The 25,916-nt window shown below is 34.8% G+C and carries 12 protein-coding genes; 4 read left to right on the top strand and 8 right to left on the bottom strand.

All coding sequences use genetic code 11. The features are described from left to right. Positions 1 to 4 precede the first annotated feature (4 nt). The 7 genes from V6624_RS19580 to V6624_RS19550 all read right to left on the bottom strand — a co-directional run bounded on the left by V6624_RS19580 (position 5) and on the right by V6624_RS19550 (position 12,980). Entirely contained in the window at positions 5 to 3,007 is a 3,003-nt protein-coding gene (locus tag V6624_RS19580; protein ID WP_338839901.1) for a TonB-dependent receptor, read from the bottom strand. Between the two features lie 396 nt (positions 3,008 to 3,403). Continuing rightward, a complete protein-coding gene (locus V6624_RS19575; RefSeq protein ID WP_338839900.1) occupies positions 3,404 to 7,498 on the bottom strand; it encodes a two-component regulator propeller domain-containing protein in 4,095 nt (1,364 codons plus the stop codon). 460 nt (positions 7,499 to 7,958) lie between these two features. Continuing rightward, positions 7,959 to 9,551 carry a hypothetical protein gene (locus tag V6624_RS19570; protein WP_338839899.1) on the bottom strand — a complete coding sequence of 531 codons (1,593 nt, stop codon included), beginning with the start codon at positions 9,549 to 9,551 and terminating at the stop codon, positions 7,959 to 7,961. Between the two features lie 271 nt (positions 9,552 to 9,822). Continuing rightward, the gene (uxuA, locus tag V6624_RS19565) at positions 9,823 to 11,007 is read right to left on the bottom strand and encodes a mannonate dehydratase (RefSeq protein ID WP_338839898.1); all 1,185 of its coding nucleotides are present in this window, start codon (positions 11,005 to 11,007) and stop codon (positions 9,823 to 9,825) included. A gap of 22 nt (positions 11,008 to 11,029) precedes the next feature. After that, the gene (locus tag V6624_RS19560; RefSeq protein ID WP_338839897.1) at positions 11,030 to 11,842 is read right to left on the bottom strand and encodes an SDR family oxidoreductase; all 813 of its coding nucleotides are present in this window, start codon (positions 11,840 to 11,842) and stop codon (positions 11,030 to 11,032) included. 22 nt (positions 11,843 to 11,864) lie between these two features. Continuing rightward, a complete protein-coding gene (locus V6624_RS19555) occupies positions 11,865 to 12,527 on the bottom strand; it encodes a bifunctional 4-hydroxy-2-oxoglutarate aldolase/2-dehydro-3-deoxy-phosphogluconate aldolase (protein WP_338839895.1) in 663 nt (220 codons plus the stop codon). A gap of 3 nt (positions 12,528 to 12,530) precedes the next feature. Next, complete coding sequence (locus tag V6624_RS19550; RefSeq protein WP_338839894.1) at positions 12,531 to 12,980, bottom strand: YhcH/YjgK/YiaL family protein; 450 nt, start codon at positions 12,978 to 12,980, stop codon at positions 12,531 to 12,533. Positions 12,981 to 13,101: 121 nt separating this feature from the next. Between V6624_RS19550 and V6624_RS19545 the strand changes: the two genes are divergently transcribed. Next, on the top strand, positions 13,102 to 14,172 hold the full coding sequence (locus V6624_RS19545; RefSeq protein WP_422389347.1) for a substrate-binding domain-containing protein: 1,071 nt from the start codon (positions 13,102 to 13,104) through the stop codon (positions 14,170 to 14,172). Positions 14,173 to 14,295: 123 nt separating this feature from the next. Here the strand turns inward: V6624_RS19545 and V6624_RS19540 are convergent, their stop codons facing one another. Then, positions 14,296 to 15,465, bottom strand: coding sequence for a DUF4861 family protein (locus V6624_RS19540; protein ID WP_338839893.1), 1,170 nt, complete (start codon positions 15,463 to 15,465; stop codon positions 14,296 to 14,298). 504 nt (positions 15,466 to 15,969) lie between these two features. Between V6624_RS19540 and V6624_RS19535 the strand changes: the two genes are divergently transcribed. From V6624_RS19535 to V6624_RS19525, 3 genes are all read left to right on the top strand, one after another. Beyond that, on the top strand, positions 15,970 to 18,897 hold the full coding sequence (locus tag V6624_RS19535) for a triple tyrosine motif-containing protein (RefSeq protein WP_338839892.1): 2,928 nt from the start codon (positions 15,970 to 15,972) through the stop codon (positions 18,895 to 18,897). Between the two features lie 287 nt (positions 18,898 to 19,184). Further along, positions 19,185 to 23,063, top strand: coding sequence for a family 16 glycosylhydrolase (locus tag V6624_RS19530; RefSeq protein ID WP_338839891.1), 3,879 nt, complete (start codon positions 19,185 to 19,187; stop codon positions 23,061 to 23,063). 126 nt (positions 23,064 to 23,189) lie between these two features. Then, the gene (locus tag V6624_RS19525) at positions 23,190 to 25,838 is read left to right on the top strand and encodes a beta-1,3-glucanase family protein (RefSeq protein WP_338839890.1); all 2,649 of its coding nucleotides are present in this window, start codon (positions 23,190 to 23,192) and stop codon (positions 25,836 to 25,838) included. Positions 25,839 to 25,916 lie beyond the last annotated feature (78 nt).

Genomic DNA, 25,916 nt, shown 5'->3' with positions numbered 1-25,916 from the left:
TAGATTAAAATTTTAAATTGAATCCTGCTGTAAACGTTCTCACGTTTGGATATCCTCCATAATCCAATCCTAAATTGGTATTACTTCTTGAGTTGGTGTCATTTAAGTAGTTCGTTTCTGGATCTGTACCTGGATAATCTGTAATAGTCCAAAGGTTTTGTGCGCTGATGTAAAAACGAACTTTGCTTAAGCCCATTTTTGAAACAATTTTTTCATCTAAACTGTATCCGATAGAAATGTTTTTTAAACGAATGTAACTTCCGTCATAAACAAATCTTGAAGTGATTCTTTTGGTTCTTGCAGCATTAGCAGGAACATTTGTATCGGTATTGGTTGGTGTCCAAGCATCTAAAACCTCAGTTGTAGCATTGTTGTTTCCAGAAGCCAATTCCATCAAAGTATAGTTTAAGATTTGACCTCCTTGTGAACCTTGAAAGAAGATATTCAAGTCCAAATTTTTATAAGTGAAATCATTGTTGAATCCGAAGATGAAATCTGGATTCGGATTTCCGATAATCGTTTTATCTTGAGAATCCAGTTTTCCGTCGCCATTGTAATCTCTGAATTTTTCACCTCCAGGTGCAGTTTCAAAGTTTCCAGGCAAAACCGTTTCACCTTGCTGAATTACACCATCATAAATAAATCCGAAGAAAGAACCAACAGGTTGTCCAACTCTTAAAATCTGCGATTCAGTTGCTAAGAAATGCCCAGGAGCAGAGTTGATCAAAAGATCTTTGTTATCAGCTAATTTTAAAACTTTGTTTTTGTTCGAAGAAATATTAAAGTTTGTTGACCAAGTAAAATCAGCACCAATAAAGTTTCTGGTATTAATACCCAATTCCCATCCTTTATTTTCCAATTCACCTACGTTTTGAAGCTGAGATGCAATTCCAGAAATTCCTGGAAGCGGTCTGTTAAATAATAAATCTTTAGTAATCGTTTTGTAATAATCTGCCGTAATGCTGATTCTGTTATCAAACAAACCTAAATCAATTCCGTAATCTTGTTGATATGACGTTTCCCATTTTAAGTTCGGATTATCTAATGAAGTTAATTGCACTGCATTTGTAATCACGTCACCGCTTACATAATAGATTTCAGAAAATCTAGAAAGAGTAGAATAAGCTCCAATTGAAGGGTTTCCTGTTGCTCCGTAACTAGCTCTTAATTTTAAGTTTGAAACCGTTTTATTGTCTTTTAAGAAATTTTCTTTACTAATATTCCATCCAATTGCTCCTGAAGGGAAAGTTCCGTATTTGTAGTTTTGACTAAAACTTGAAGAACCATCTCGTCTAGCTGTAAACGTTAGTAAATATTTATCAGCATAATCGAAATTCAACCTTCCGAAAGCAGAAATTAATTCCGTTTCAGATAAACCAGAATCAGGTTTTAAGAAAACAGTTCCAGCACCTAGATTTCTGTATGAATTGGTATTTGTCAAGAAACCTCTTGAAGCTGCATACGAATTTTCGTTTTTGTTTTTTTGGTACGAATATCCTCCCAAAACAGTTAGCATTCCTTTATCGATAATTTCACGTTTGAAAGTCAAATAGTTCTCTGTCAAGAAAGAAGAAAATCTCGTGTTGTTTACAGAAGCTTCACCTTTGATATTTTTTCCTGCAATTAAAGTAGAAGGAATAAATCTTCCTGTTTGCGAATTATTATCGGTTAAACCTAAAGTTGTTTTAAAATCAAGATCTTTAGTAATTTGATATTGAGCGAAGAAATTGTTTCGGTTTACGATAGAAACAGTTTCCAAAATATTTTCCATTGCTGTTGCGTACGGATTGTCGATATCATCTCCAATTGGAGCCGTTGTGGTATAAGTTCCGTCTGTATTATAAATTCCTTTGTCTGGCATAAATCGATATGCAGAAGCAATTACACCTGCGGCACCAGTTCCTCCAGCACTTGTTTGGCTCACGATTCCTTCTTTGTTTTGTTTGCTTGTGAAAGTATTCAAACCAACTTTTAACTTTGGAGATAAATCTGCTTCAAGATTGGCTACGATAGTGTATTTGTCAATTCCTGAGTTAATTACAACTCCATTTTGGTTGAAATACGTTCCAGAAACATAATATTTCACATTTTCAGATCCGCCAGAAAATGATAATTGTGTATTCGAAATCATTCCTTCACGGTAAATTACATCTTGCCAATCTGTATCTGCAGGACCTTGTGTGTGCGTAGTAAAACTTTTTCTGTAAGCAGCAAACTGATCAGCGTTCAATAGATGCAATTTATTGTTTACCGATTGTACAGAGGTCGAATTGCTAAACTCAATTACTGGTTTTCCAGGTTTTCCTTTTTTAGTCGTTACCATAATAACTCCGTTTGAACCTCTAGATCCGTAGATTGCAGTTGCCGAAGCATCTTTTAAAACTTCGATAGAAGCAATGTCTTGTGGCGCTGGCATAGAAACGCCTGCAAATCCGTCAACAACAATCAAAGCGTCGCCACTCGCGTTAATAGAAGTTCCTCCACGAACCCTGATTTTTACAGGAGCTCCAGGTTCGCCACCATTATTTGTCATTACCGAAACACCCGCTGCACGGCCTTGTAAAGCTTGTTCAGCATTTAAAAGAGGAAAAGCAGTCAATTCTTTTGCAGTTACAGAAGATACAGAACCAGTTATGTCGCTTTTTTTACGAGTTCCGTAACCCACTACAATAACCTCGTCAAGGGCTTTTGTATCTGGTTTTAAACTTACATTGATAACCGTTTTATTTCCGACAGGAACTTCAACCGTTTGAAATCCAACGAAATTGAAAACTAAAATAGCATTTTTCTCTCCTACAATTACAGTATAATTTCCGTCCATATCGGCAGCAGCGCCAACAGAGGAATTTTTGATATAAACATTTGCGCCAGGAAGTCCGAGTAAATCATCACTGGAAGTTATTTTTCCAGTCACTTTTCGTTCTTGTGCATGCATCATGATATTTACCAGTAAAAAAGATACCAGCAAACACCATTTAAACGATTTGTTTTTGTGGTTTGTAAACATTCATTTTTTGGTTTTAAGGTTAATAAGTTAGATAAAGTAGAAAAGCAACAAACTCATTCCGATTATGATAATGACAAACAAAATTTGGAGTAAAAGGAAGCTTGTTTTTTTGATTTTCATATCGCAAATGTAGAAGCCAAAAAAGAAATAGAAATACAAAAAAGGGTATCTAAAAATACAGATACCCTTTTTGAAGCCTTTAAAAATGCGGATTATTTAAGTGAGATGCGAAATGTGAGTTGTAAAAAGTGAAAAAGTGAAAAGTGAAAAAGTAAAAAGTAAAAAGTAAAAAGTAAAAAGTAAAAAGTAAAAAGTAAAAAGTAAAAAGATTAGTTACCTCTAACAATTCACATTTGACATCTCACATTTAGCATCTCACATTTAGCATCTCACATTTCACAATTTAACCGTAGAAGATTTATAAAATTTGTCGGCGTATTGAGATGGAGTTTCGCCGTACTTTTTCTGAAAGCATTTGCTAAAGTATTTCGGATTGTTGAAACCGACTTTATAACTGATTTCAGAAACGTTTAATTTGTTTTGTTCTAATAATTGAGCTGCACGTTTTAATCTTATTTCATGAATAAATTCATTTGGCGTGCAATTCGTCCAAGCTTTGATTTTTAAAAATAACATTGTTCGGCTTACGCCTAATTCTGAACAGAAAAACGGAATATCAAATTGTTCGTTTGAAATGTTTTCTTCTACAATTTTGAATGCTTTTTTCAATAATTCTTCATCCAAAGAAGAAACCGTAATTTCTGACGGAATAAAACTGTCTTCGCTTGAAAATTTGATTCGTAAACGTTCTGTTGTATTGAGAAGATTTTTTACACGAAGTCTAAATTCCATTAGATTAAATGGTTTACTAATGTAATCATCGGCTCCGCTTTCTAATCCTTCAAATTTGTAAACCAATGAAGATCTCGAAGTCAATAGAATAACAGGAATATGACTAGTTTTAATGTTTTCTTTGATTTTTGAACACAATTCAGTTCCCACCATTTCTGGCATAATCACGTCGCTGATAATTAGGTTTGGAACAAATTTCAAAGCCTTTTCTAAAGCAATTTTCCCATTATCAGCTTCAATAATGTTGTAGTCTTTCTTGAGAAGGTTTTTCATGAACTTTCTCAAAACTTTATGATCTTCAACGATTAAAATCGTTTGTTTTTCTTCGTTGACAATTAAATCTTCAATGTCATCATTTTCTGCAATTTCTGAAGTTTCTAATTGAGCTGCGTATTGTGCAATATCGTCACTGATTTTAAAATCAGAAATAATTTCGTTGTCCAGAAGATGTTCACGCCCAAGCGGTAAAGTCACTTTAAAAATAACTCCGCCAGAAGGTTTATTGGTAACATCAATTTTTCCTTTATGAAGTTCAACAATGTTCTTAACGATCGAAAGCCCGATTCCTGTTCCTTTATTGTAGTTTTTCTGAACCTGGTTATGCGTCGGAACTTCAAAAAACAAATCGAAAATTTTATCGATATGTTCTTCCGCAATTCCAACGCCCGAATCTTCAACAGAAATAAACAGATTTTGCTGATCGTGATTTATTTTAATCTTAATCGAACCGCCTTTTGGAGTATATCTAAAAGCATTCGAAATCAGATTATAAAATACACGTTCAAGTTTATATCGGTCAAAATAAACCAGAATTTCTTCGTTCTCAGTTTCAAAAGTATAATTGTAACCGCCATCTTTGGCATATTCGATAAACGATAAAAAGATTTCTTTGGTGAATTTGACAATATTTCCGTTTGCTGATTCTAGTGTAACCTGATGATTTTCGAGTTTTCTAAAATCCATTAAACGGTTAATCAAACTCAACAAATGATTCGCACTTCCTTCAATAACCAAAAGCTTTTTGTACATTTCGTTGGTTCCGTTGTAATCGGCTAAAATTTGCTGTATCGGACCTAAAATCAAAGTTAAAGGCGTTCTAAATTCATGCGAAATATTGGTAAAGAAATCTAATTTCAGCTTGTTGTTTTCTTCAATACGCTGCGTTTCCAGATATTCCAGTTCGAGTTTCTGTTTCAATCTCGCTTTAGATTTCATAATCCAAATCAGGCCATATAAACCTAAACCAATTACGATTCCATAAAGCATAAATGCCCAAATACTGCGCCAAGGAGCTGGATTTACAATAACGGTTAAAGTGGTTGGAGCCTGATTCCAAACGCCGTCATTGTTGGCGCCTCGAACTTCAAAAGTATAAGTTCCTGGATTCTGAATCGCAAAATTGGCCTCGCTGTTTTTTGTCGTTGTCCAGTTGTTTTCCAAACCTACCAAACGATAACTGTATTGATTGTTTTTAGATCGTATGTAATTTGGAATCGCAAAACTGATCGAGAAATTCGCCTTGTCATAATCCAAAGTGATCGTTTGGGTAAAACCGATGCTTTGTTCTAAAATTCCATCTTTATCATGCGCATTTACCGTTTCGTTTTTAATTTTTAAATCGGTAATTAAAACCTGAGGAGCATAATTATTTAGGGAAATTTTTGTGGCATCGAAAAAAGTTGCACCCGACGGACTTCCAAAATAAAACTGATTGGAACCTAATTTTAAAGCCGAATTATCGTTGAATTCATTACTCGCCAAACCATCTTTCTGATCGTAAATTACAACCGATTTTTTAATTGTATTGTACTTTATAATTCCTTGATTGGTGCTGATCCAAAGGTTTTTGTCGTCATCTTCTAAAATCGAATGAATAGAAGTAATAACCGTATTTCCAATTCTAAGATTGATTCTAGTGAATTTTTTTCCATCAAAAACATGAAGTCCTTTTGCTTTTGTTCCTACCCATATTTTATTCTGAGAATCTTCAAACAAAGTCAAAATATCATCGCCAGACAAAGCTGAATGATCGTAAAAGAAATGCTGTATTTGGTATTTTTTCGGATCAAAATTTCGAAGCGAAATGCGATTTAAACCATTTTGTGTTCCAAGCCAGATTGAATTTTGTTTGTCGATCAAGATACTACGAACCATATTATTGGTTAGAAAAACTGGTTTAGAAGTGTCATTTCCAATAATTTGAAAGGTTCTATCTAATGTATTATAACGAATTAAACCTTTGCCAAAAGTTCCAATCCATAAGATTTTGTTTTCAGCTTTAAGAGAATAAACACCGCTTTCTTTTAATAATTCGGCTAAATCAGATGCAATTCGGTTATCTTCCATTCTTTTAGAAATGGTATTGTAAGCCGATAATCCTTTAGAAAAAGTTCCAATCCATAAAATATGATCATCAGAAAGACACATCGCTTTGATATCATTTTTATTTGCCTGCCCAGTTTTGCTGTTGATGTAGCTTACAGATTCGCTATTTCTATTATAAATCGTAATTCCGCCACCTTCAGTTCCAAAATAAATATTCTGGTTTTTATCTGCAATTATTGAACTTACCACATCAAAACTCATCGGAATCTTTTTTGAATTCTGATTGTAATTAGAGAAATTAACATTAGAAATATCCCAAAGATTTACGCCTTTGTAATAGCAACCAATCCAGATAGAACCTTTTCTATCCATAAAAACCGACTTTACTTTGTCGATTCCGTTTGCATTATTGCTGTTATTGATTTTCTGAAGGCTTTTATCTTTTCCTAAAATATAAATTCCATCGTAAGTACCGATCCATAAATCACCTTGATTATCAATTACTAAAGAACGAATGTCAGTATTAATCTCACGGTATTTTTCAGAAGGTAAAAATGAAACAAAAGCCTTTTCTTTTTGATCGAATTTTAAAAGCCCTTTGTTTTTTGTCCCTACCCACAAACCACCATTTTTATCTTCAATTACAGATTGAACGTTTAATAAATCGGTAGTGTTTAAAGGATAATTTTTAAAGAATAGTTTTCCGTTCATTCGATTTGTGAGCTTGCACAAACCTTTAGTTGTTCCAATCCAAATTTCGCCTTCCTTGGTTTTTAAAATGCTCAAAATATTATTGCTCGGAAGAGTAGAAGCATCATCATCTGAATGAAAAACTGATGTAAATAATCCTGTTTTTTTATTATAAATCGTTAATCCTTTTGAGGTTCCAAACCACATTTCGCCACCAATTTCGCGAATGCTCCAAACTGCATTATTGCTAATGGTATGATTGGCTTTGGTATGAAGATATCTTGTAAAACGGTTCGAAACGGGATCATAACAGTTTAATCCGTTATAAGTTCCAACCCAGATTTTTCCCGAATTATCTTCTTCAATAGCTAAAATATCATTGTTACTAATAGAATATTTATCGGCAGTATCATTTCTGAAAATGGTAAATCGGCTTCCATCATATTTATTTAAACCATCGCGGGTTCCAAACCACATCTGCCCAAATTTATCCTGATGAATGGCAATGACAGAACTCTGCGAAAGTCCGTCTGTGGTAGAGAAATTTTTAAGACGATATTTATTTTGGGAAAATATATTTCCGAAAACAAATACAAATAATAAAAGAGCTATTTTAAGTTTCATAGCGTTTATTTTTAGGTTCAAAGTTGCAAAGGAGCAGAGGAGCAAAGTTTTTTTTAGTTATGATTTAATCTCGCAAAGTCGCTAAGACGCGAAGGTTTTCTCATTTTTGTCATTTCGACGAAGGAGAAATCTCCACGAGTAGCTCTACAAAGATTGGCGACATACTATTAGAAGCAACTTATGAAAATTTACTTTGTCTATTTGCTATCGCTCGAGTCTCCATCCAAATGACAAACTATCCTTAATTAATGATTAAAAAGAACAAGTAAAACTTTGCGTCTTAGCGACTTTGCGAGATTAATTTTTAAACACATTGAAACATAGATTTCTTCTTTTTATAAAAAAGACATTAAAAAAAAACTAGTTTTTCACACATAGCTTTTACGCAAAATCTATGATTATTTATGCAAGTGAAACGCCTTTTTACGTTCCTAAAAGCTATGTTTCTATGTGTTTAAGTTTATTTTTTCAAACGTTTATTTAATTGATAATCGTAAAGAGACGGAATTTTTTCAATTGGCGTATCCAAAAGTTCTATGTATGGATCAATGTCATATTTGATTTCAAATTTCGTATTTCCGTGAACTCCAATAATTCTAGCTAAAGCACCATCTTTCATTCCGTACAATAAAACTGGTTTTGAGGCATCAGGATTTTCCACTTGAACATTTAAATTCCAAAATGTACTGAAAGGACCGTGAGAAGGTTTCCAATAATCTGCACCTCCGCCTCCAAACAAAGCGTAACTATTATTTTTGTCTATTTTTATGTGAACGGTAATATTATCAAATAAATTTTGATGATTGGCTCCTGAATGCTGATCTAGAAGTGGGTCAGTAAATATCTCGCAGTTTTGATACACATTTTTAGTTGCAAAAGTGTTGAAACTTAAAGGATGAACGGCTGAATTATAGATTTTTAAATCTTTAACCAAAACATTATGAACGCCGCCTAAAGTTACCGTATAATGCGCTAAATGCTTACCGTCTGTTGTAATATCTTGAATGGTAACGTTAGCAACTTCTTCTGCTAAAATTCCGCTGTCCGCATTGGTGATTTTGACATCTTTAACCCAACTGTTGAAAAGACGAGTCAAGAAAATACCGTTATTACCAGGTTCTACGTGATGCGCGACTCTTGGAATATCTGGAAACGTAAAACGAAGATGTTCAATTCCGACTTCATTTAAATGTTTCCATTCAACCAATTGCGCCTGATAACTTGGCTTAATCGAAATGGTTAAAGGTGTTTTTAAAGTGATTTTAGAACCCGAAATTTTGGTGATTTCAACCTGTTGCCTCACAATGGGAAGTTTTGGAAATTTCCAATGATGCGAACCCGGTTTTACTTTGGCGCCTTGATATAAATAGTTGATGATTTCGCCATTTTCGCCCTCTTTATTAAACAATTGCAATTCGACAACATTGCCAACTTTTAATCCTTTTACATCAGAAACCGTAATAATATGTTCGCCCATTTTTCCTGAACTGACTTTCGCCAACGGATTAGATTCTGGTTCGTATTTATCCAAATAGGACTTTACACGTTCGCCTGGAACTTGCGTCCAGATAAATCCTCCGGACCATGCATATTGCGAAAAAGGAATATCAATATTATTTTCTGGTTCACGTTGTCTTTTATCAAAAGTGGTTAAGTATTCGCGAAGTTCAGCCAAAACATCAGAATCTTTAAGGTACATCATCGGTCTTGGACAATAGATTTCAGTTCCGTTTTCGTTAGAACCAGCGCCGCGAAGTACAAAATTGCTTCGTTCGATGTAGAGAATTTCACTTAGAATAATTCGCCCCGCAGGCAATTGCAGAATGACATTTCCTTCAATAGCATTGGCAGCTTTAAAAGCTTTTAAAAGAGCTTTTGAATCGTCTAAATTGTCATTGGCTTTTACGCCAAAATCAATTGCATTAATAACTTTTCCATTAGTTTCAGGAATCTGGCTTTCGCCGAAGTGATAGCCCGCGTAACTAAAATCTGGAAGATAATTGTTTTTTGAAGTAATAATTTTAGGTATTTCCTGCGACAATATGGTATTCATGAAAAGACCGCAGGATATAAGAATGGCTTGGCGAATCATGGTTTTGTGGTTGTTTGTGGTTAGTTAGTTTTTTTTGTTTTGCCGCTAAGGCGCAAAGATTTTTATTTTTTTATTTCACGCAGATTTTAAAAAATTTAAGCAGATATGCGCAGATATTTATCATAATAAAATCTGCTATAATCTGCCAAATCTGCGTAAAAAATCTTTTTAATCCTTTTAATCTGTGGCTTAAAAAAATCTTCACGTCTTCGCGCCTTCGTGGCAAACAAAATTATAAAGATCGCTTAATCCCTAATTCAAGCCCTCGCAATTCTGCCAATCCCCTTAAACGGCCAATTGCAGAATAACCTGGATTTGTTTTTTTCTTCAAATCGTCCAACATTTGATGTCCGTGATCTGGACGCATTGGTAATTTGCTGTTATTTCTTTTTTCAACTTCTAGAATTGCTTTCACAACTTCGTACATATCAACGTCGCCTTCTAGATGATTTGCTTCATAGAAACTGCCTTCTTCGTCGCGCTGTGTGCTTCTTAAGTGAATAAAATTCATTTTATCGCCATGACGTCTCACAATTCCAGATAAATCATTATCGGCTCTAACACCGTATGAACCTGTACACATGGTAAATCCGTTTGATGGAGAAGGAGCAGCGTTCATTAATTCCATCAAATCTTCTTCTGTACTTACAACTCTCGGCAAACCTAAAATCGGGTAAGGAGGATCGTCTGGATGAATCGCCATTAAAACACCTTTACTTTCGGCAACCGGAATAATTTCTTTTAGAAAATGAAAAAGATTACTCTTTAAAGCCTGTCTGTCAATATGATTATAAGCGCTTAAAGTAACCAAGAAATCTTCAACTGAATACGCTTCTTCAGCACCTGGAAGCCCAGCCAAAATGTTCTGTTGCAATTTTACTTTATCTTCTGAAGTCATTGCTTCAAAATAGCTTTTTGCTTTTTGTTTTTGTTCTTCAGAATATTCGTTTTCTGCGCCAGGTCTTTTTAAAATATGCAATTCAAAAGCAGCAAAAGCATTAATATCAAAACGTAAAGCTTTTGAACCGTCCTCAACTGTAAATGATAAATCTGTTCTCGACCAATCTAAAACAGGCATAAAGTTGTAACAAACACATTTAATACCGCATAAAGCTAAATTGCGAATGCTTTCTTTATAATTTTCAATGTATTGCAGATAATTTCCAGTCTGTTTTTTAATGTCTTCGTGAACCGGAATACTTTCTACAACCGACCAAGTTAATCCAGAAGCGCCTTTTTTAGGATCTCCGTTTTCGTGCTCAATTTCAACTTTTCGTTTAATAATTTCATCAATGCTCCAAACTTCTCCATTTGGAATATGATGTAAAGCCGTTACAATTCCCGTTGCGCCGGTTTGTTTGATATCTTGTAAAGAAACAGGGTCATTTGGTCCGAACCATCTTAATGTTTGTTCCATTTTGTGTAATTATTTTAATGTTTTAGATACTTGTAGCAGCAAAACCACCGTCTACTTTTAAAGTTATTCCTGTTACGAATTTCGACATGTCGCTGCATAAAAATAAAAGCGCACCGTCAATATCTTCTGGAGTTCCGAATCTTCCCATTGGTGTGTGGTCGATGATTTTTTCGCCTCTTGGAGTTAGTTTTCCGTCTGGAGTAAGTAATAAAGCACGGTTTTGTTCTCCGATGAAGAATCCTGGAGAAATAGCATTTACGCGAATTCCTTCGCCATATTTAGAAGCCAGTTCCACGGCCATCCATTGTGTGAAATTGTCAATTGCCGCTTTTGAAGCAGAATAACCCACAACTCTCGTTAAAGGCCTTTGTGCCGATGCAGATGAAATGTTGATGATATTTCCCGATTTCTGCTTTGCAAAAAGTTCAGAAAAAACTTGAGAAGGAAGCATAGTTCCAATAATATTCAAATCGATTACCTTTTGCAAATCATCGCTTTTCATATCGTAAATCGCTTGATCAGGTTGAATCGTTGCGCCCGGCATATTTCCACCTGCAGCATTAATTAGAATATCAAGACGGCCGTATTTTTCAACAATAAAATCTTTGGCTTTTTCTAATTCTTCTTTGTTTAAAACATTTGCTTGAACAGCAAAACCTTGTCCACCGTTTGCTTCAATTGCTTTTACTGTATTTTCGGCTTTTTCCAATGATTGTGAAACGATTCCGACAATAACACCTTGCTGTGCCAAAACATTTGCAAATTGGCTTCCTAAAACACCTGCGCCACCTGTAATCAGGGCAATTTTTCCTTTTAGATTGAATATTGAATCCATTATTTTTTTTAATTTTAAATTTTTAACCTCTAATAGCTTCAATCAAATCCAAAACCCTTTTGGTTTCTTTTTCGATTGTATCGTAAGCGCCATATTCCATTACTTCTTTGCTAATTAATTTGCTTCCCATTCCCACAGCAGAAACACCAGCGTTAAACCAAGTTTCGATACTTTGTTTAGTAGTATCGACTCCGCCAGTTGGCATAAAAATTAAGTTTGGAAAAACATCTTTTATTCCGCTCATAAAATCTGGGCCTAAGATATTTCCAGGGAAAAGTTTAATGAATTTTACTCCAGCGTTTTCAGCTGCAATAATTTCAGTCGGAGTCATACAACCTGGAGCGTACAAAACTTCTTTGGAAATTAAAAAAGAAGCAATTTCAGGAACAAATCCTGGGCTTATAAAAAAGTCGGCTCCAGTTAAATAATACGTTTCTGCTTGCGCTAAATTTTTGATGGTTCCAATTCCTAAAAGCATTCCTGGCATTTCAGCATTTCTCACTTCAATCATTTTTTTGAAATTAGAAAGCGCTTCTGGACCACGGCTTGTATATTCTACTGCTCTAATTCCAGAGTTATAAAGTGTTCTTAAAATCGTGATGCTTTTGCTTTCGTCTGCATTAAAATACAATGGAAGCATTCCTTGTTTTGCAATAACATCAATCGAATTCTGAATAGTGCTCATAACTTATATTTTTACTTTAATAACGATCTTTTTCAGTGTTCCTTCACCAATCATTGCGGTATGAACATCTTCTGAAAACAGAATTGCAAATTGTTTTTCCTGCATTTCAAAAAAGGTATCTGGTGCATCATGAAAGAAACGAACGTCTCTTTCATCGCTATAATCTCCATTTGGATTCACACATTTTTCTCTCGGCTTCCACGCAAAAGTTTCAGGTCCTTTAATCGAAATTTGAATGTCGATGTTTTTATCATGACATTCGAATCCTTTTACAGCTTCTTCTTTTGTATTTCCCTGTCCGACAATTACAATTAGTTTTAAACCTTCACCAATTTCAAAAGCGCCTTCTTCTAGATTAGCAATGTCATTTTGATTTACATAATCAAAAGCTTTTTTGAAATTTGGATGCAAACCATAGTATTTTGGTGCATTTTGTAATGAGTCTAGTATCATTTTAATTGGTTATTATTTTTATTTTTTGATGTTATGTGTATATTTGCGTGTGCGTACACGGTATTTTACAAATGTATGCAAAAAGTGATGTAAAACAACTTATTTTTAATAAAATAAATTAATTTTACCCTACTGCTTTTATTTTTTTAACTTAAAAAGAATCAATATCATAACAATAAAAAAAATTGCCGAACTAGCTAATATTTCTGCCGGAACTGTCGACAGGATTATACACAAACGCGGACAAGTAGCGCAGGAAACCGTTGATAAAGTGAATGCGATAATTGAAGAGTTTGGTTATACCCGAAATATTCTGGCAAGTAATCTGGCTTTGAACAAAAAATTTCATTTTGCGGTTTTCCTTCCAAAATCTGAAACTTTGGAATATTGGAAAAGTCAGACGGATGGAATCGAAAAAGCAGCTTTGGAATTCAGCAAATTTGGGATTGTATTGGATTATTTTTTCTATGATTATAATTGGGCATCGTTTAAAGAATCTGCGCAAAAAGTATTGGAATTTGATTGCGACGGTTTATTGTTTGCACCAATTTTTTACGAAGATTCTGTTCAGTTTTTAAAGGAATATGAAAAAAAGAATATTCCGATTGTGATGGTCGATTCGAATATTTCTGAAGAAAATGAGCATGCTTATGTTGGACAAGATGCTTTTCAGAGCGGGTATTTAGCTGGAAGATTAATTAGTTTTGCTGTGAAAAATGAGCGACAAGTTTTAATTTTTAAGATTACTAGAGAAATCGAAAGTACTTCTGTTTATCAGCAACGTATAAAAGGTTTCTATTCGTATTTTCAAGATCACGATGAATTGACCAATTTTAAATTCTCTGAATTTGCCTTAAAAGATTCAGGAATCGATCAATTGAGTTTGGAAATGTTTTCTGGCGTAAACAGCGTTTTTGTACCCAATTCTCGAGCGTATATTGTTGCCGAATTTTTAGAAAAAAACAATATAAAAGGTGTTCGAATTATTGGTTTTGATTTGCTGAAAGAGAATATAGAATATTTAAACAAAGGCGTAATTGATTTTTTAATCAATCAAAGACCCGAAGATCAAGGCTATTTGGGAATTAATTATTTGTATAAGAAATTGGTTCTGCAAGAAGATACTGAGCGAACACATTATATCCCGTTGGAGATTATTTTGAAGGAAAATTATTTTCCTGCTAGAAAGTGATTTTTTGTAGTTTTTTTGTCATCCTGACGAAGGAAGGATCGCACAAGTAGCTCTACACAGAATGTCAAAAAACTTTGCCGATTTCGTGTGTGATCCTTCCTTCGTCAGGATGACAAGATTGTGTTATTTCTTCACCTTCACAATCAAAGGATTATTAATCTTGTCAGCAAAAGAACTCAAATACTTTTCCCATTCTTGTTTAGTTTGAAACGGACTTCCTTTTTTCCATCCAAAACCAACATAATAGATAGCTTTATTGTTTTTAACCGAAATATTTCCATACAAATTGCTCAAATCTTTTTCATCTGTTACATGATTGTCAAAACTGATTAAATTGCCTTTTGGAACAACCAGTCCCGTGCCAATTTCAGAATCGTCGATAGGTTCCCAATAGCTTAACCAGCCTTCTTTTACATTTGTTCCGATTGTTCCTTTTTTATCATGAAGTGTTAATCCAGCAGCAATTTGTTTTGTTCCCGTAATATTGATTTCAAAGCGCGAAAGCTGACTTCCGTAGTCTAAACTGATTAATTTCGATTCTATTATTTTATTGCCTTTTGCATCCCAATCGGCATAAGTTAGAATAAAACTCGTTCTGATTGGCCCCGTTGTAATAGTTTTCCAGCTGATGAAATTTTTAGAGAAATAGTATTTTCCATCCACATTTACGGCAATTCCGCCCACACCACGACTGTCACCTACGTGAAAGTTATCCAAACCTTCGCCAGTATCTTTATGATACGTTCCAGTTCCGTTTGTGGCTTTCTCATACCATTTATTAATGATTGGATAATTGACTCTTTTTAACCATGCATCAATTCCGCTGGTTAATGTTCCGCCTGCGATATTATCTTCAACCATTTTTTGAGCTACGGGACCGTAAGTTCTAAAAGCTACTTTATTGTTTTCCCAAGCATAATCGTCTGTACGTTCTGGAACAAAACGAGAGTAGCAGCTAACAACTTTTGAAGCCGAAGGATTTGTTCCCACTAAAATTTCAAAATCCTGTTTAGAAGAAGCTTTTATTTTTGGCTGAAATAAAAGCAAATCTGCATTTCCGTCACCGTCATTATCTACAGTTTGGGTTTCTAAGAAAGAATTACTGTTGAGATCTTTTACAACATAATTTTCAAGTTTTGAATCCGCATTTAATCCAAGTGATTTTTTAGTCAATTCGATGGTTTCAAACTCTCGGTCAACTTTTAAATTGTTGGTAATTGTAATGATTTTATTCTGAGAAAAAGCAGCAAAATTGGCTGTCAGAAAGGTTATGATAAAAAGATGTTTTTTCAAAATTCTTTGGTTTTAATATTTTAAAAAATAGGTTTGATAGGAATATAAAAGTACAAATTGAAACGGAATTGAAAATACAGAATAGGTGTAATTCTGTACAGAATGCTGAAAATGAGAAAACAAGATTTAGATTTTTGAATTGATTTATTTTACTAAAAAAATTATTCCGTTAGTAATATCTGGTCGGTTGAGAAAACGTATTTGCATAGTGTCCTGTAGGGACATCTATTTTGCGGAATGAATGGTATGTGCGTAATCAAATTTTCTAATCGGCATATTTTCTAATTATCAAATTCTCTTATTAAAACGCGATTTATTGCATTAAAATAAAATTTTATATATTTGAGTTTCGACATTCTCTTTTTTGCTTTAATAATAATGAATAATTGTTATTGATACATTTAAAAAAAGAATGTTTTTTGTCTAGAAAATGACTTTTCCCAAAGAAGCATTTTCCAGATTGTGATTTTAAAATCACAAAACTAACCTACAGACGCAAACAGAATGATGAAATTTAAAATTAGAATTTTACTTCTATTCCTATTATTTTCTCCAATTATCAATTCTCAAATCAAAAAGATTGGAGTTCCTTTTATAGTCAATTACAGTCCGAAAGCTTATAAAGCGGCATCAGAGAATTGGGATGTTTTGCAAGATTCTAAAGGCATGATGTTTTTTGCCAATCATTTTGGAATTATGCAATTTGATGGCGTGCGCTGGGGAATTGTGACGCAGCCAGAAAACCGAAGCATGGTGCGCTCTATGACAATTGATAAAAATGATAAAATGTATGTTGGCGCGCAAGGTGATTTCGGGTTTGTGATTCAGCTTCCAAATGGACAATATCAATATACTTCTTTAGTAAAACTCCTTCCTAAATCGGCTCGAAATTTTGGTGATGTATTGCATACCGTTATTCGAAATAATGAAGTCATTTTTTTCTCTTATGAAAGGATTTTTATTTATAAAAACAATTCAATCACAGTCATAGATGCTAAAACTTCTTTTGATGATTTTTTCGAAGTAGGGAAAGAAATTTATGTTTCAGACAATGAAAAAGGATTGTTAAAGCTAAAAGATAACGCATTAATTCCTGTAGAAAATAGTCAGAAGTTTGTTGGATTGCAGGTTAGAAAGATTTTTCAAACCCAAAACGGACTTTTACTATTAACTCAAAAAAAGGGTCTTTTTACTTTCAATGAAAATCAAATAAAGCCTTTTATAACGGAAGTTGATTATTTATTAAAGCAAAGTCAGATTTCAGCAGGAATTGAACTTTCAGACGGTTATTTCGGAATTGGAACCCGTCAATCTGGGTTGATAGTTATAGATGGTTCAGGGCATTTGATTCAACACATCGATAAACAAATGGGACTTCAGAATGAATATGTAACCAATTTTAAAATTGATAAAGAAGGAAATCTGTGGGTGACACTTAAAGGCGGAATTTCGTTAATTCAGATTTCGTCTCCTTTGTCAAAAATCATTGACGGCACTAATTCTGAAACCAAAATTTATTGCAGTCAGATTTACCAAAATAAATTATATATCGGCACCGACAACGGTTTGTTTTGGCTGAATTGGGAAGCTTATAAAAGCGGAAAAAGAGAAAATGTGACTTTTCAGCATGTTTCTGGAATGTCTGAAAATGTTTGGAATGTTGGTGTTTTTGGTAATTCGTTATTGGCCTTTGAAAAAAATGGAATATTTGAAATCAATGGAAATTCCGCGAAAGCGTTGGCCAAAATTGACGGAGCGTGGCAGGGAATTCTAGTTCCCAATCATGCTGATTTATTGCTTGTTGGTGGTTATACGGGATTGTATCTTTTGAAAAAAACAAACGGTTCTTGGGTTTTTCAACATCGAATAAAAGGTTTTGAGGAAAGCAGTAGAATCATGGAAACCGATAAACAAGGAAACATTTGGATTGCGCACGGTTATAAAGGAATTTACAAACTTAAATTTAATGCGATATTTGATTCGGTTACAGATATTCAGTTTTATAATGATAAAAATGGTTTTCCATCGAGCTTGTTTTTGAATACTTTTAAAGTTGATAACCAGATTTTTTTTGGAACAACAAAAGGCGTTTACAGACAAGATGTATCTTCAAAAAAGATGATTCCAGATCCTGTTTTCAAGAAATATCTGGGGTTAGAAAATCATATTCGATTATTAAAGCCAGACAATCAGGGCAATATTTGGTATGTTTCTGGCGAAAATACCGGAAAAATGAACAAGCAGAAAAATGGAAGTTTTAAAGTGGAAGAACTTCCTTTTCGAAAACTTCGCTATTTGTATGTTCCTGGTTTCGAAAATATTCAAACCACAAAAAGTGGTGATGTTTTCTTTGGAACACAAGAAGGTTTGATTCATTACAGTGCTATTAAAAACAAGAAATATCCAACGAAATATAAAGCAGTTATTTCTGAAGTAAAATGTATTTTCCCTAAAGATAGTTTGCTGTTTTCTAGCCGTTATGATGTTCTTCCGAATAAAACAGGATCTGTAAGCGATAAATTTTCGACTGTTTTATCGCATTCTAATAATGCGCTTCATTTTTCTTTTGCATCCCTTTGTTTTGATGATGCCGATGCCACAAAATATGAATATTGGCTAGAAGGTTTTGAACCAACATGGTCAGATTATAGTCTTCAAACAGAAAAAGAATATACCAATTTGCCTGAAAACGAATATATTTTTCACGTAAGAGCAAAAAATATTTATGATGTAGTTAGTGAAGAAGCTGTTTTTCGATTTGAAGTTTTACCGCCTTGGTATAGAACTACTTGGGCTTATATTTTATATTTGATTCTTTTTGGAGTTTTAATTTATACCATTATTAAATATCAAAAAGGAGTTGCAGAACGTGAGCGAGAACAGTTGATTCTCAATCAGGAGAAAGAATTGCTTCGAAATCGTGCGGAACTAAATGAGCAGAAATTGGCTTTAGAACAAGAAAATATGGCGATTGTGCGTGAAAATCTTCAAACTACAATTAACCTCAAAAATGCTAAAGTGGCTTCGAATACCGTCAATTTGATTCATTTGAATGAAATCTTACTTTCGATAAAAGAATTGATTGGTCAGATTGATAAGAAAAACGATCCAAATGTAAACTTCAGTCTTCTGACGAAAATCAATAAATTAATCGACCACGAATTGCAGGGAGACAAGCATTGGAATGAATTTGAAGAAATTTTCAATCAATTGCATGATAATTTTATGCAACGATTAAAATCAAGTTATCCAGAATTGACTCCACGCGATATGCGATTGTGTGCTTATTTGCGAATGAACTTCAATACAAAGGAAATTGCACCGCTTTTAGGAATTTCTGTTCGAGGTGTTGAAGATACTAGATACCGTATTCGTAAAAAATTGCAGCTTCCATCAGATACAAACATCACCGAATTTATTCTCAATTTTTAGTTTTTCTCTTGTAAATGAAATCCTAAGTAGTTTTACGGTTTTTATGGGCTATTTATTACATTTTTTTAATAGTACCGTAGTCAAACCGTACTCAAAAATGTAAGTCTTGCCTGATTTTTTAGTTAATATTGCGCTGTTATTGTCGGAAAATACGATCTATTTTTATAAAGTAGCATTGATTGAAGGAATAGCATTTACTAACTAAAACCTATTTAAAAATGAAGCAAAATGACTTTTTTTTCGGCCGACCACCGAAAAGCAATTCTTATTTATTTAAACAATTTTGTGTGGCAGTTTTATTCTTAATGCTGCCATTTCTTAAAACTCATGCCCAATGTAATACGCTCGTTTGGTCTGATGAATTTAATGGCACAACTGTAGATTTAACCAAATGGCAAAGCATCTCAGGAAACGGATGTCCGTCGCTCTGTGGATTTGGAAATGCCGAAGCACAGCGTTATGATCCAAATCAGGCCACAATCGTAAAAGAAGGAGCAAACAGTTATTTGAACATTCAGGCAAAGTATGAGCCGAATGCTTCATTTCCAGATCAGCCGTATGCTTCTTCAAAACTGACTACAGAAGGAAAGTATTCTTTAAAATACGGAAGAATTGAAGCTCGAATGAAGTTATCTAACGGGCAGGGAGCATGGCCAGCTTTTTGGATGCTTCCCGTAAATGGAAACTGGCCGTATACAGGTGAAATTGATATTATGGAAGCCAAACACAGAAATCCGCAATCTGTTGACGGAACGATTCATTATGATGGAAACGGATATCATTTTACGGGTAGAAGTTACAGTTCTCCAACTGATTTATCTTCAGATTTTCATGTTTATGCGGTAGAATGGGGACCAAACTTTATCAAATGGTTTGTTGATGATGTTTTATTTCACACCGCAACACCAAATACGACAGTTAATGGCGGATGGCCTTTTAACGATAGTCAGTTCTATATCATTTTAAACCTTGCTGTTGGTAGTGCAGGAACGCCTTACACCAGTGTAAATGGAGCAGGAGTAGCGCCAGTTTCTACTGATTTTCCAGTAAAATTACAAGTCGATTATGTTCGTGTTTACGATGGGAGTTTTAAATATGCGGTAACAGGTGATAATAAAGTTTACCAAAATGAAACTAGTAAAACCTATTCTGTAAATGCAATTGCGGGGGCGACCTACAACTGGACTGTTCCAGCGGGAGCAACAATTGCATCAGGGCAGGGAACAAATTCGATTACCGTAAATTGGGGAACTTCTGGAGGAGATGTTTCTGTAGCTGCAACAGTTTCTGGCTGTAATGTCAATACTTACAAACTAGCCGTTACAACCGAACCAGCATTGCCAGTAGAAAAAATACATGAAGATTTCCAGAGTAATCGAAATGTATTGTATCCTGTAAAAACGGGAGTTTTGACAGAAGCTGTTGCGAATCCTTCGGCTACAGGAATTAACACTTCTGCTTTGGTTGGAAAATATGTTCGAAATTCAAGTGAATTGTACGATGTTTTAAACATCAGAAATGTAACAATTACCAATGCGAACGATTATGTTTACGGAAGAAAAAGACTTTCGTTTGATATTTATACTTCGGCTCCTGTTGGGACAAAAATTTCGATGCAATTAGAAAACAGTAATGTTACGACTGCAACCAATTATCCGTCAGGAAGACATAGCGGTTTTAAAGCGACAACAACAGTTCAGAACAAATGGGAAACGATTGAATTTGAGTTTGAAAAAATAATCGATCCCAATACGAGTGCTTTATCAATCAATAATGTGGTGATTCTTTTTGAATCGAATTCTAATTCTGGAGCAACTTATTATTTTGATAATTTACTGACAAAAGCAGCGCCAGAAAAACCAATTATTGCAACAGATGTTCTGCAAAATTATGACGGCGTAAATAAAATCATAAAAGGAACTACAACGGGAACTTATTCTGTTGTGGCAAATCCTGGAACAAATTCTGTTAATGCTTCTGCGAATGTGGCGAAGTACGTTCGAAATGCATCTGAGCAATATGATGTGCTTTTCTTTAATACACAAACCTCAATTGAAGATGCTGGTTTATTTAAAAATCAGACCAATAAAATCATGATCGATGTATATACAACGGCGCCAATTGGTACGGTTGTAAGCATGAATTTTGAAAATAGTGCAACATCGCTTCCAGCCAATTATCCGACAGGAAGAAATAGTAATTATGTCGCAATTACAACCAAACAAAATCAATGGGAAACATTGACTTTCTATTACAATTCAAGTCCAGATGCGGGAACTTCAAATTTGGCAGTAAATCAAATGGTCTTATTGTTTAATTCGGGGTCGTACACAAGCGACACGTATTATTTTGATAATATTAGAATTGGTTCTACTAAACTTCCAGACACATTTACGCAAGGTGTCGTATATGAAGATTATCAAACGATTCACAATATAACGTTTAGAGATGCTATTGGAACTTACACAGCAAACACAGCAAATCCGAATGCAAGCGGAATCAATACTTCTTCGAATGTTGGAAAATACGCTCGTAAATCGACTGAATTGTATGATAACTTCTCATTCAATACGACATTGACCAATATTGGAGATTTTAAAGCTGGAACTAAAAAGTTCGCGATGGACGTTTACACTTCAGCGCCAGTTGGATCAATTATTTCTTGGCAGGCAGAAAGCAGTGCTTCGGTTCCGTCCAATTATCCTGTTGGAAGACACAGTATTTATCAGGGAGTTGTAAAACAAAGCAACGCTTGGCATACGATTACTTTTACGTATGTAAGTACGCCAGACGCTTCGACTCCAGATAATGATGTAAACCGTTTTGTTTTCTTGTTTGAACCAGGAACAAATTCTGGAAATACCTATTATTTTGATAATCTGAGAGCTTTAAATTTAGTATCTACAGAAACTCCAGCAGGATTGCCTTCGCCTTGGATTAGCACCGATTTAGGAGCGGTTTCACCTGCGGGAGAAGCAACACATTCTAACGGTACTTTTACGATTAAAGGTGCAGGAAATGACATTTGGGAAACAAGCGATCAGTTTCAATTTGTGAATCAGCCAATTACTGGAGATGCCGAAATTATTGCTAAAGTAAATTCGTTAACTAATACCAACACTTACGCAAAAGCAGGAGTAATGTTCCGTGAAACGTTAACACCGACTTCAAAACACGCCATGACCGATGCAAGCGCTGCGGCAGGAATTGAGTTTTTGACTCGTGAAACAACTTCGGGAGTAACAACTGCAGAAGTGGCGACAGGAGCAGCTCCAAAATGGATTCGTTTAGTAAGATCTGGAAATGTATTTACTTCTTATTCTTCGGATAACGGAACAACATGGACACAAATTGGAACACCAAGAACAATTTCAATGGCTAGTACAATTTATGTGGGAATGGCAGTTACTTCTCATGCTAATGGAACTTTAACAACTGGAGTTTTCAGCGATGTAACAGTTCGAAATATCACTCCAAATCCGAATGTAAATTTAGCTTTAGCTAAAACAGCGACGGCTTCTACAGAAGAAAACGCGACGTTTACAGCAAATAAAGCAACAGATGGAGATGCAGGTACAAGATGGGCGAGTTCTTTTGCAAATGCCACCGAATGGATTTATGTTGATTTAGGAAGCAATTATACTCTTAATCGTGTAGTATTAAAATGGGAAGCAGCTTATGCAACTCAGTACAAAGTACAGCTTTCCACTGATAATGTTTTTACAGAAAATGAAACAATCAATACACAAACGGCAAGCGATGGCGGAACAGATGATTTAGCCGTAAGCGGAACAGGAAGATATCTGCGTATTTTATGTACAACGAAAGCTTTAGCTCCTTACGGATATTCATTATATGAGATTGAAGCTTATGGTTCAGCTTCTACAGCTAGAATGGCTTTGAGTGTTGAGGAAGAACTTCCAGCAGAAGAAACTGTTTTTGCAGTATATCCGAACCCGACAACTAATTATGTTCAAGTTTCATCTCCTGAAAACTTAGATAATAAAGTCATTACGATTTATGACAATACTGGAAATTTGATTTTGCAAAATAGACCTCAAGGAAACGAAAGTGTAATTGACGTAAGTAAACTTCGCAGAGGGATCTACATTCTGAACTTCAAGTCAGATCAAAAAAGCTGGACAAAAAAGCTGATTAAGAAATAATTTTTTAAATCCGTTGGGTGCAATTCAAGGAGGGCATACCAGTTGCACCTGGCGGATTTATTTAGCCATTTATTTGAAAATGGCTTTGGTTAAAATCTATTTACATAACCCCAAAATTATTTAGATATGAATAAAATTAGACTTCAAAGATTTTCTTTTTTGACGACACTTTTTTTAGTGTTTTCAAGCTTGATGCATGCTCAAGGGCCTGTACCATTTACGATTAGTAATAATTCGCCGTTTGCAGACAGCGAATTATATGTAGCCATTGTTGGTATCGATTATACAACTGGAAATCACGTTTGGGTAAATGCCCAAACTAGTCAGGTTTTACCAATGAGCGCTTCTTACAATACGGTTACTGGACCAACTTACGGTGGAAACACAGGACCGGGACAAAATTCTAAATATGCTGCTTGCTTTACTAAGTTGAGTGATATTCCAAACAAAACCTTCACATTGCCATTAATTGCAGGATGCCGAGTTTTTATTTCTAAAGGCTCTCAACTGTATTTTTACTTTTTTGGTGCCAGCGGAGCTCCTTCGGGATATGCATCGCCAAATCCGCAGAACGCAACAGACCCGAATCAGGGAATTTTGTATGAAATGATTGAATTGACTAACAATCAATATGGTTTCTTCGGAAATCCAACAAGAGTTGATTCATACAAATATCCAATGGGATTGGAATTGTTTGGAGCAAACGGCTACCAAAAGAAAGTGGGTGATTTGAAAAAACACGCAGATATTGTTGCGGCTTTTAAAGCCAATGTTCCAGTAGAATTTCAAGGTTGTGTAAACGATGCAACGGGCGAAATTACAGCGCCTTCTAAAACGGCTGCTTACGCTGAAGGATCTGGACAATATGCAAATTATTTAAAATCATACATTGATGCAATTTGGAACAAATACAAAAATGAAGATTTGATTTTCTACGCAGGTGATGCAGGAGTTTTCAAAGGTAGAGTTATTGGAGAACAACTTGAAATGGTTGGACAATCTGGAGCTTTTGTTGGAAGAACTGGACGCGTACAAAATAGACCAACAACCCAAGAAGCTCTTGAAGGAAAAGGTGTTTTGGATAGAAGATTGGTTGACGGAGATTTAGATCTTGTAATTCAATCACAATTAACGGCTGCGATTAATCGTCATGTTGTAAATACAACAACGGCAAATCCGGGTCAGCAAAACTGGTATGATGCGTCTAAATTTTATCAGGTAAATCCAACGAATCATTATTCTAAGTTCTGGCATTTACCAGGCATCAATATTGATAATTTAGCTTACGGATTTGCTTATGATGATGTTGCAGATCAGTCGCCATCACTTCATTCTCCATCACCAACAAAAGTTATAGCAACATTTGGAGGTTATGCAGGATTAACGCCTTCAGTTCCAGCTTCAACAGATGTAATCACAGTTTACAAAGACTGCAACTACACTGGATTCTCAGGCGGATTAACCATTGGAGATTATAACCTAGCTCGTTTAAATTCTTTAGGAGTTTTAAATGATGATATTTCTTCGCTTAAAATCACTCAAGGTTATCAGGCGATTTTATATCAGGATGATAATTTTGGTGGAACTTCAACTGTAATTAATTCTGATAATTCTTGTTTGAATACCACTTGGAACGATAAAGTAAGTTCGATAAGAGTTATTGCAAATGGAACTACAACTTTAGGAAATCAGACTTTTTTCCTTCAAAACAGAAATAGTGGGTTGTATATGGACGTTTGGAATTCAAGTATGTCAAACGGAGCAGGAATTAATCAAGGCGCTTTGAACTCTGGTAACAATCAGAAATTTACGTTTACACATTTAGGAGACGGAATGTATAAAATCATTGCAAATCATAGCGGAATGTCAATGGATATCAATAATTTCAATAAAGCTAATGGCGCAAGAGTAGAACAATATCCATACAATGCAACTACAAATCAGCAGTTTATTTTGGTTTCAACTGGCGATGGCTATTATAAAATTGTGGCTCGTCACAGCGGAAGAATTGTTGAAGTTGCGGGAGCAAGTACAGCATCGGGAGCAATTGTGCAGCAATGGGATAACAATAATCAAACTTGCGGACAATGGAAATTAGTTCCAGCAACGAGTTCTCAAACTTCAGTTTTAATTCAGGCAGAAGATTACTCAGCAATGAGCGGTATTCAAGTTGAAGCAACTACAGATACTGGCGGAGGATCAAATGTTGGTTATACTGAAACTGGAGATTGGTTGGCGTACAACAATATTAATTTTCCAACAACAGGTTCTTATTTAATTGAATATCGCGTAGCAAGTGCTGTTTCAGGAGGAAGATTATCTTCTGATTTAAATGGAGGAACAATTGTTTTAGGAAATGTTGACATTCCAAATACTGGCGGTTGGCAGAATTGGCAAACCGTTTCGCAGACTGTAAATGTAAATGCAGGAACGTACAATTTCGGAATCTACATTCAGAATACTGGAATGAATATCAACTGGATTAAAATTACAAAAGTTGCGGGAACAGCGAGAATGGCTGCAGTTGAAACAGTAGAAAAAGAAGATGTTTCTACAGAATTGAATGTTTATCCAAGTCCAGCAGAAAGCACTCTTTTTGTAACAACTTCTGTAAGCGGAGAAAAAGTAAGTATTATAGATCAGACAGGAACGGTGGTTTCTGAACAAAAAATCAATAATAACAGTATCGATGTTTCACGTCTTAGAACAGGAGTTTATTTTGTTGTTTTTCATAAAGACGGTGCAAAAACGGTTAAACGTTTCATTAAAAAATAATTTTAGATTTTAGAATGCAGATTTTAGATTGATTTCAAAAGTAAAATTTGACAAAGTCAAAGTTCAATCTAAAATCTG

This window comes from Flavobacterium ginsenosidimutans (assembly GCF_037478105.1).
Taxonomy (GTDB): Bacteria; Bacteroidota; Bacteroidia; order Flavobacteriales; family Flavobacteriaceae; genus Flavobacterium; species Flavobacterium ginsenosidimutans.
Note: the sequence above shows the minus strand (reverse complement) of the source record. Positions and strands in the feature narration are given on the sequence as shown.

Coding starts and splice junctions, on each gene's coding strand:
- V6624_RS19560 (WP_338839897.1), bottom strand. CDS start 11,842: ATGGATTCAATATTCAATCTAAAAGGAAAAATTGCCCTGATTACAGGT.
- V6624_RS19570 (WP_338839899.1), bottom strand. CDS start 9,551: ATGAATACCATATTGTCGCAGGAAATACCTAAAATTATTACTTCAAAA.
- V6624_RS19575 (WP_338839900.1), bottom strand. CDS start 7,498: ATGAAACTTAAAATAGCTCTTTTATTATTTGTATTTGTTTTCGGAAAT.
- uxuA (WP_338839898.1), bottom strand. CDS start 11,007: ATGGAACAAACATTAAGATGGTTCGGACCAAATGACCCTGTTTCTTTA.
- V6624_RS19580 (WP_338839901.1), bottom strand. CDS start 3,007: ATGTTTACAAACCACAAAAACAAATCGTTTAAATGGTGTTTGCTGGTA.
- V6624_RS19550 (WP_338839894.1), bottom strand. CDS start 12,980: ATGATACTAGACTCATTACAAAATGCACCAAAATACTATGGTTTGCAT.
- V6624_RS19525 (WP_338839890.1), top strand. CDS start 23,190: ATGAATAAAATTAGACTTCAAAGATTTTCTTTTTTGACGACACTTTTT.
- V6624_RS19555 (WP_338839895.1), bottom strand. CDS start 12,527: ATGAGCACTATTCAGAATTCGATTGATGTTATTGCAAAACAAGGAATG.
- V6624_RS19535 (WP_338839892.1), top strand. CDS start 15,970: ATGATGAAATTTAAAATTAGAATTTTACTTCTATTCCTATTATTTTCT.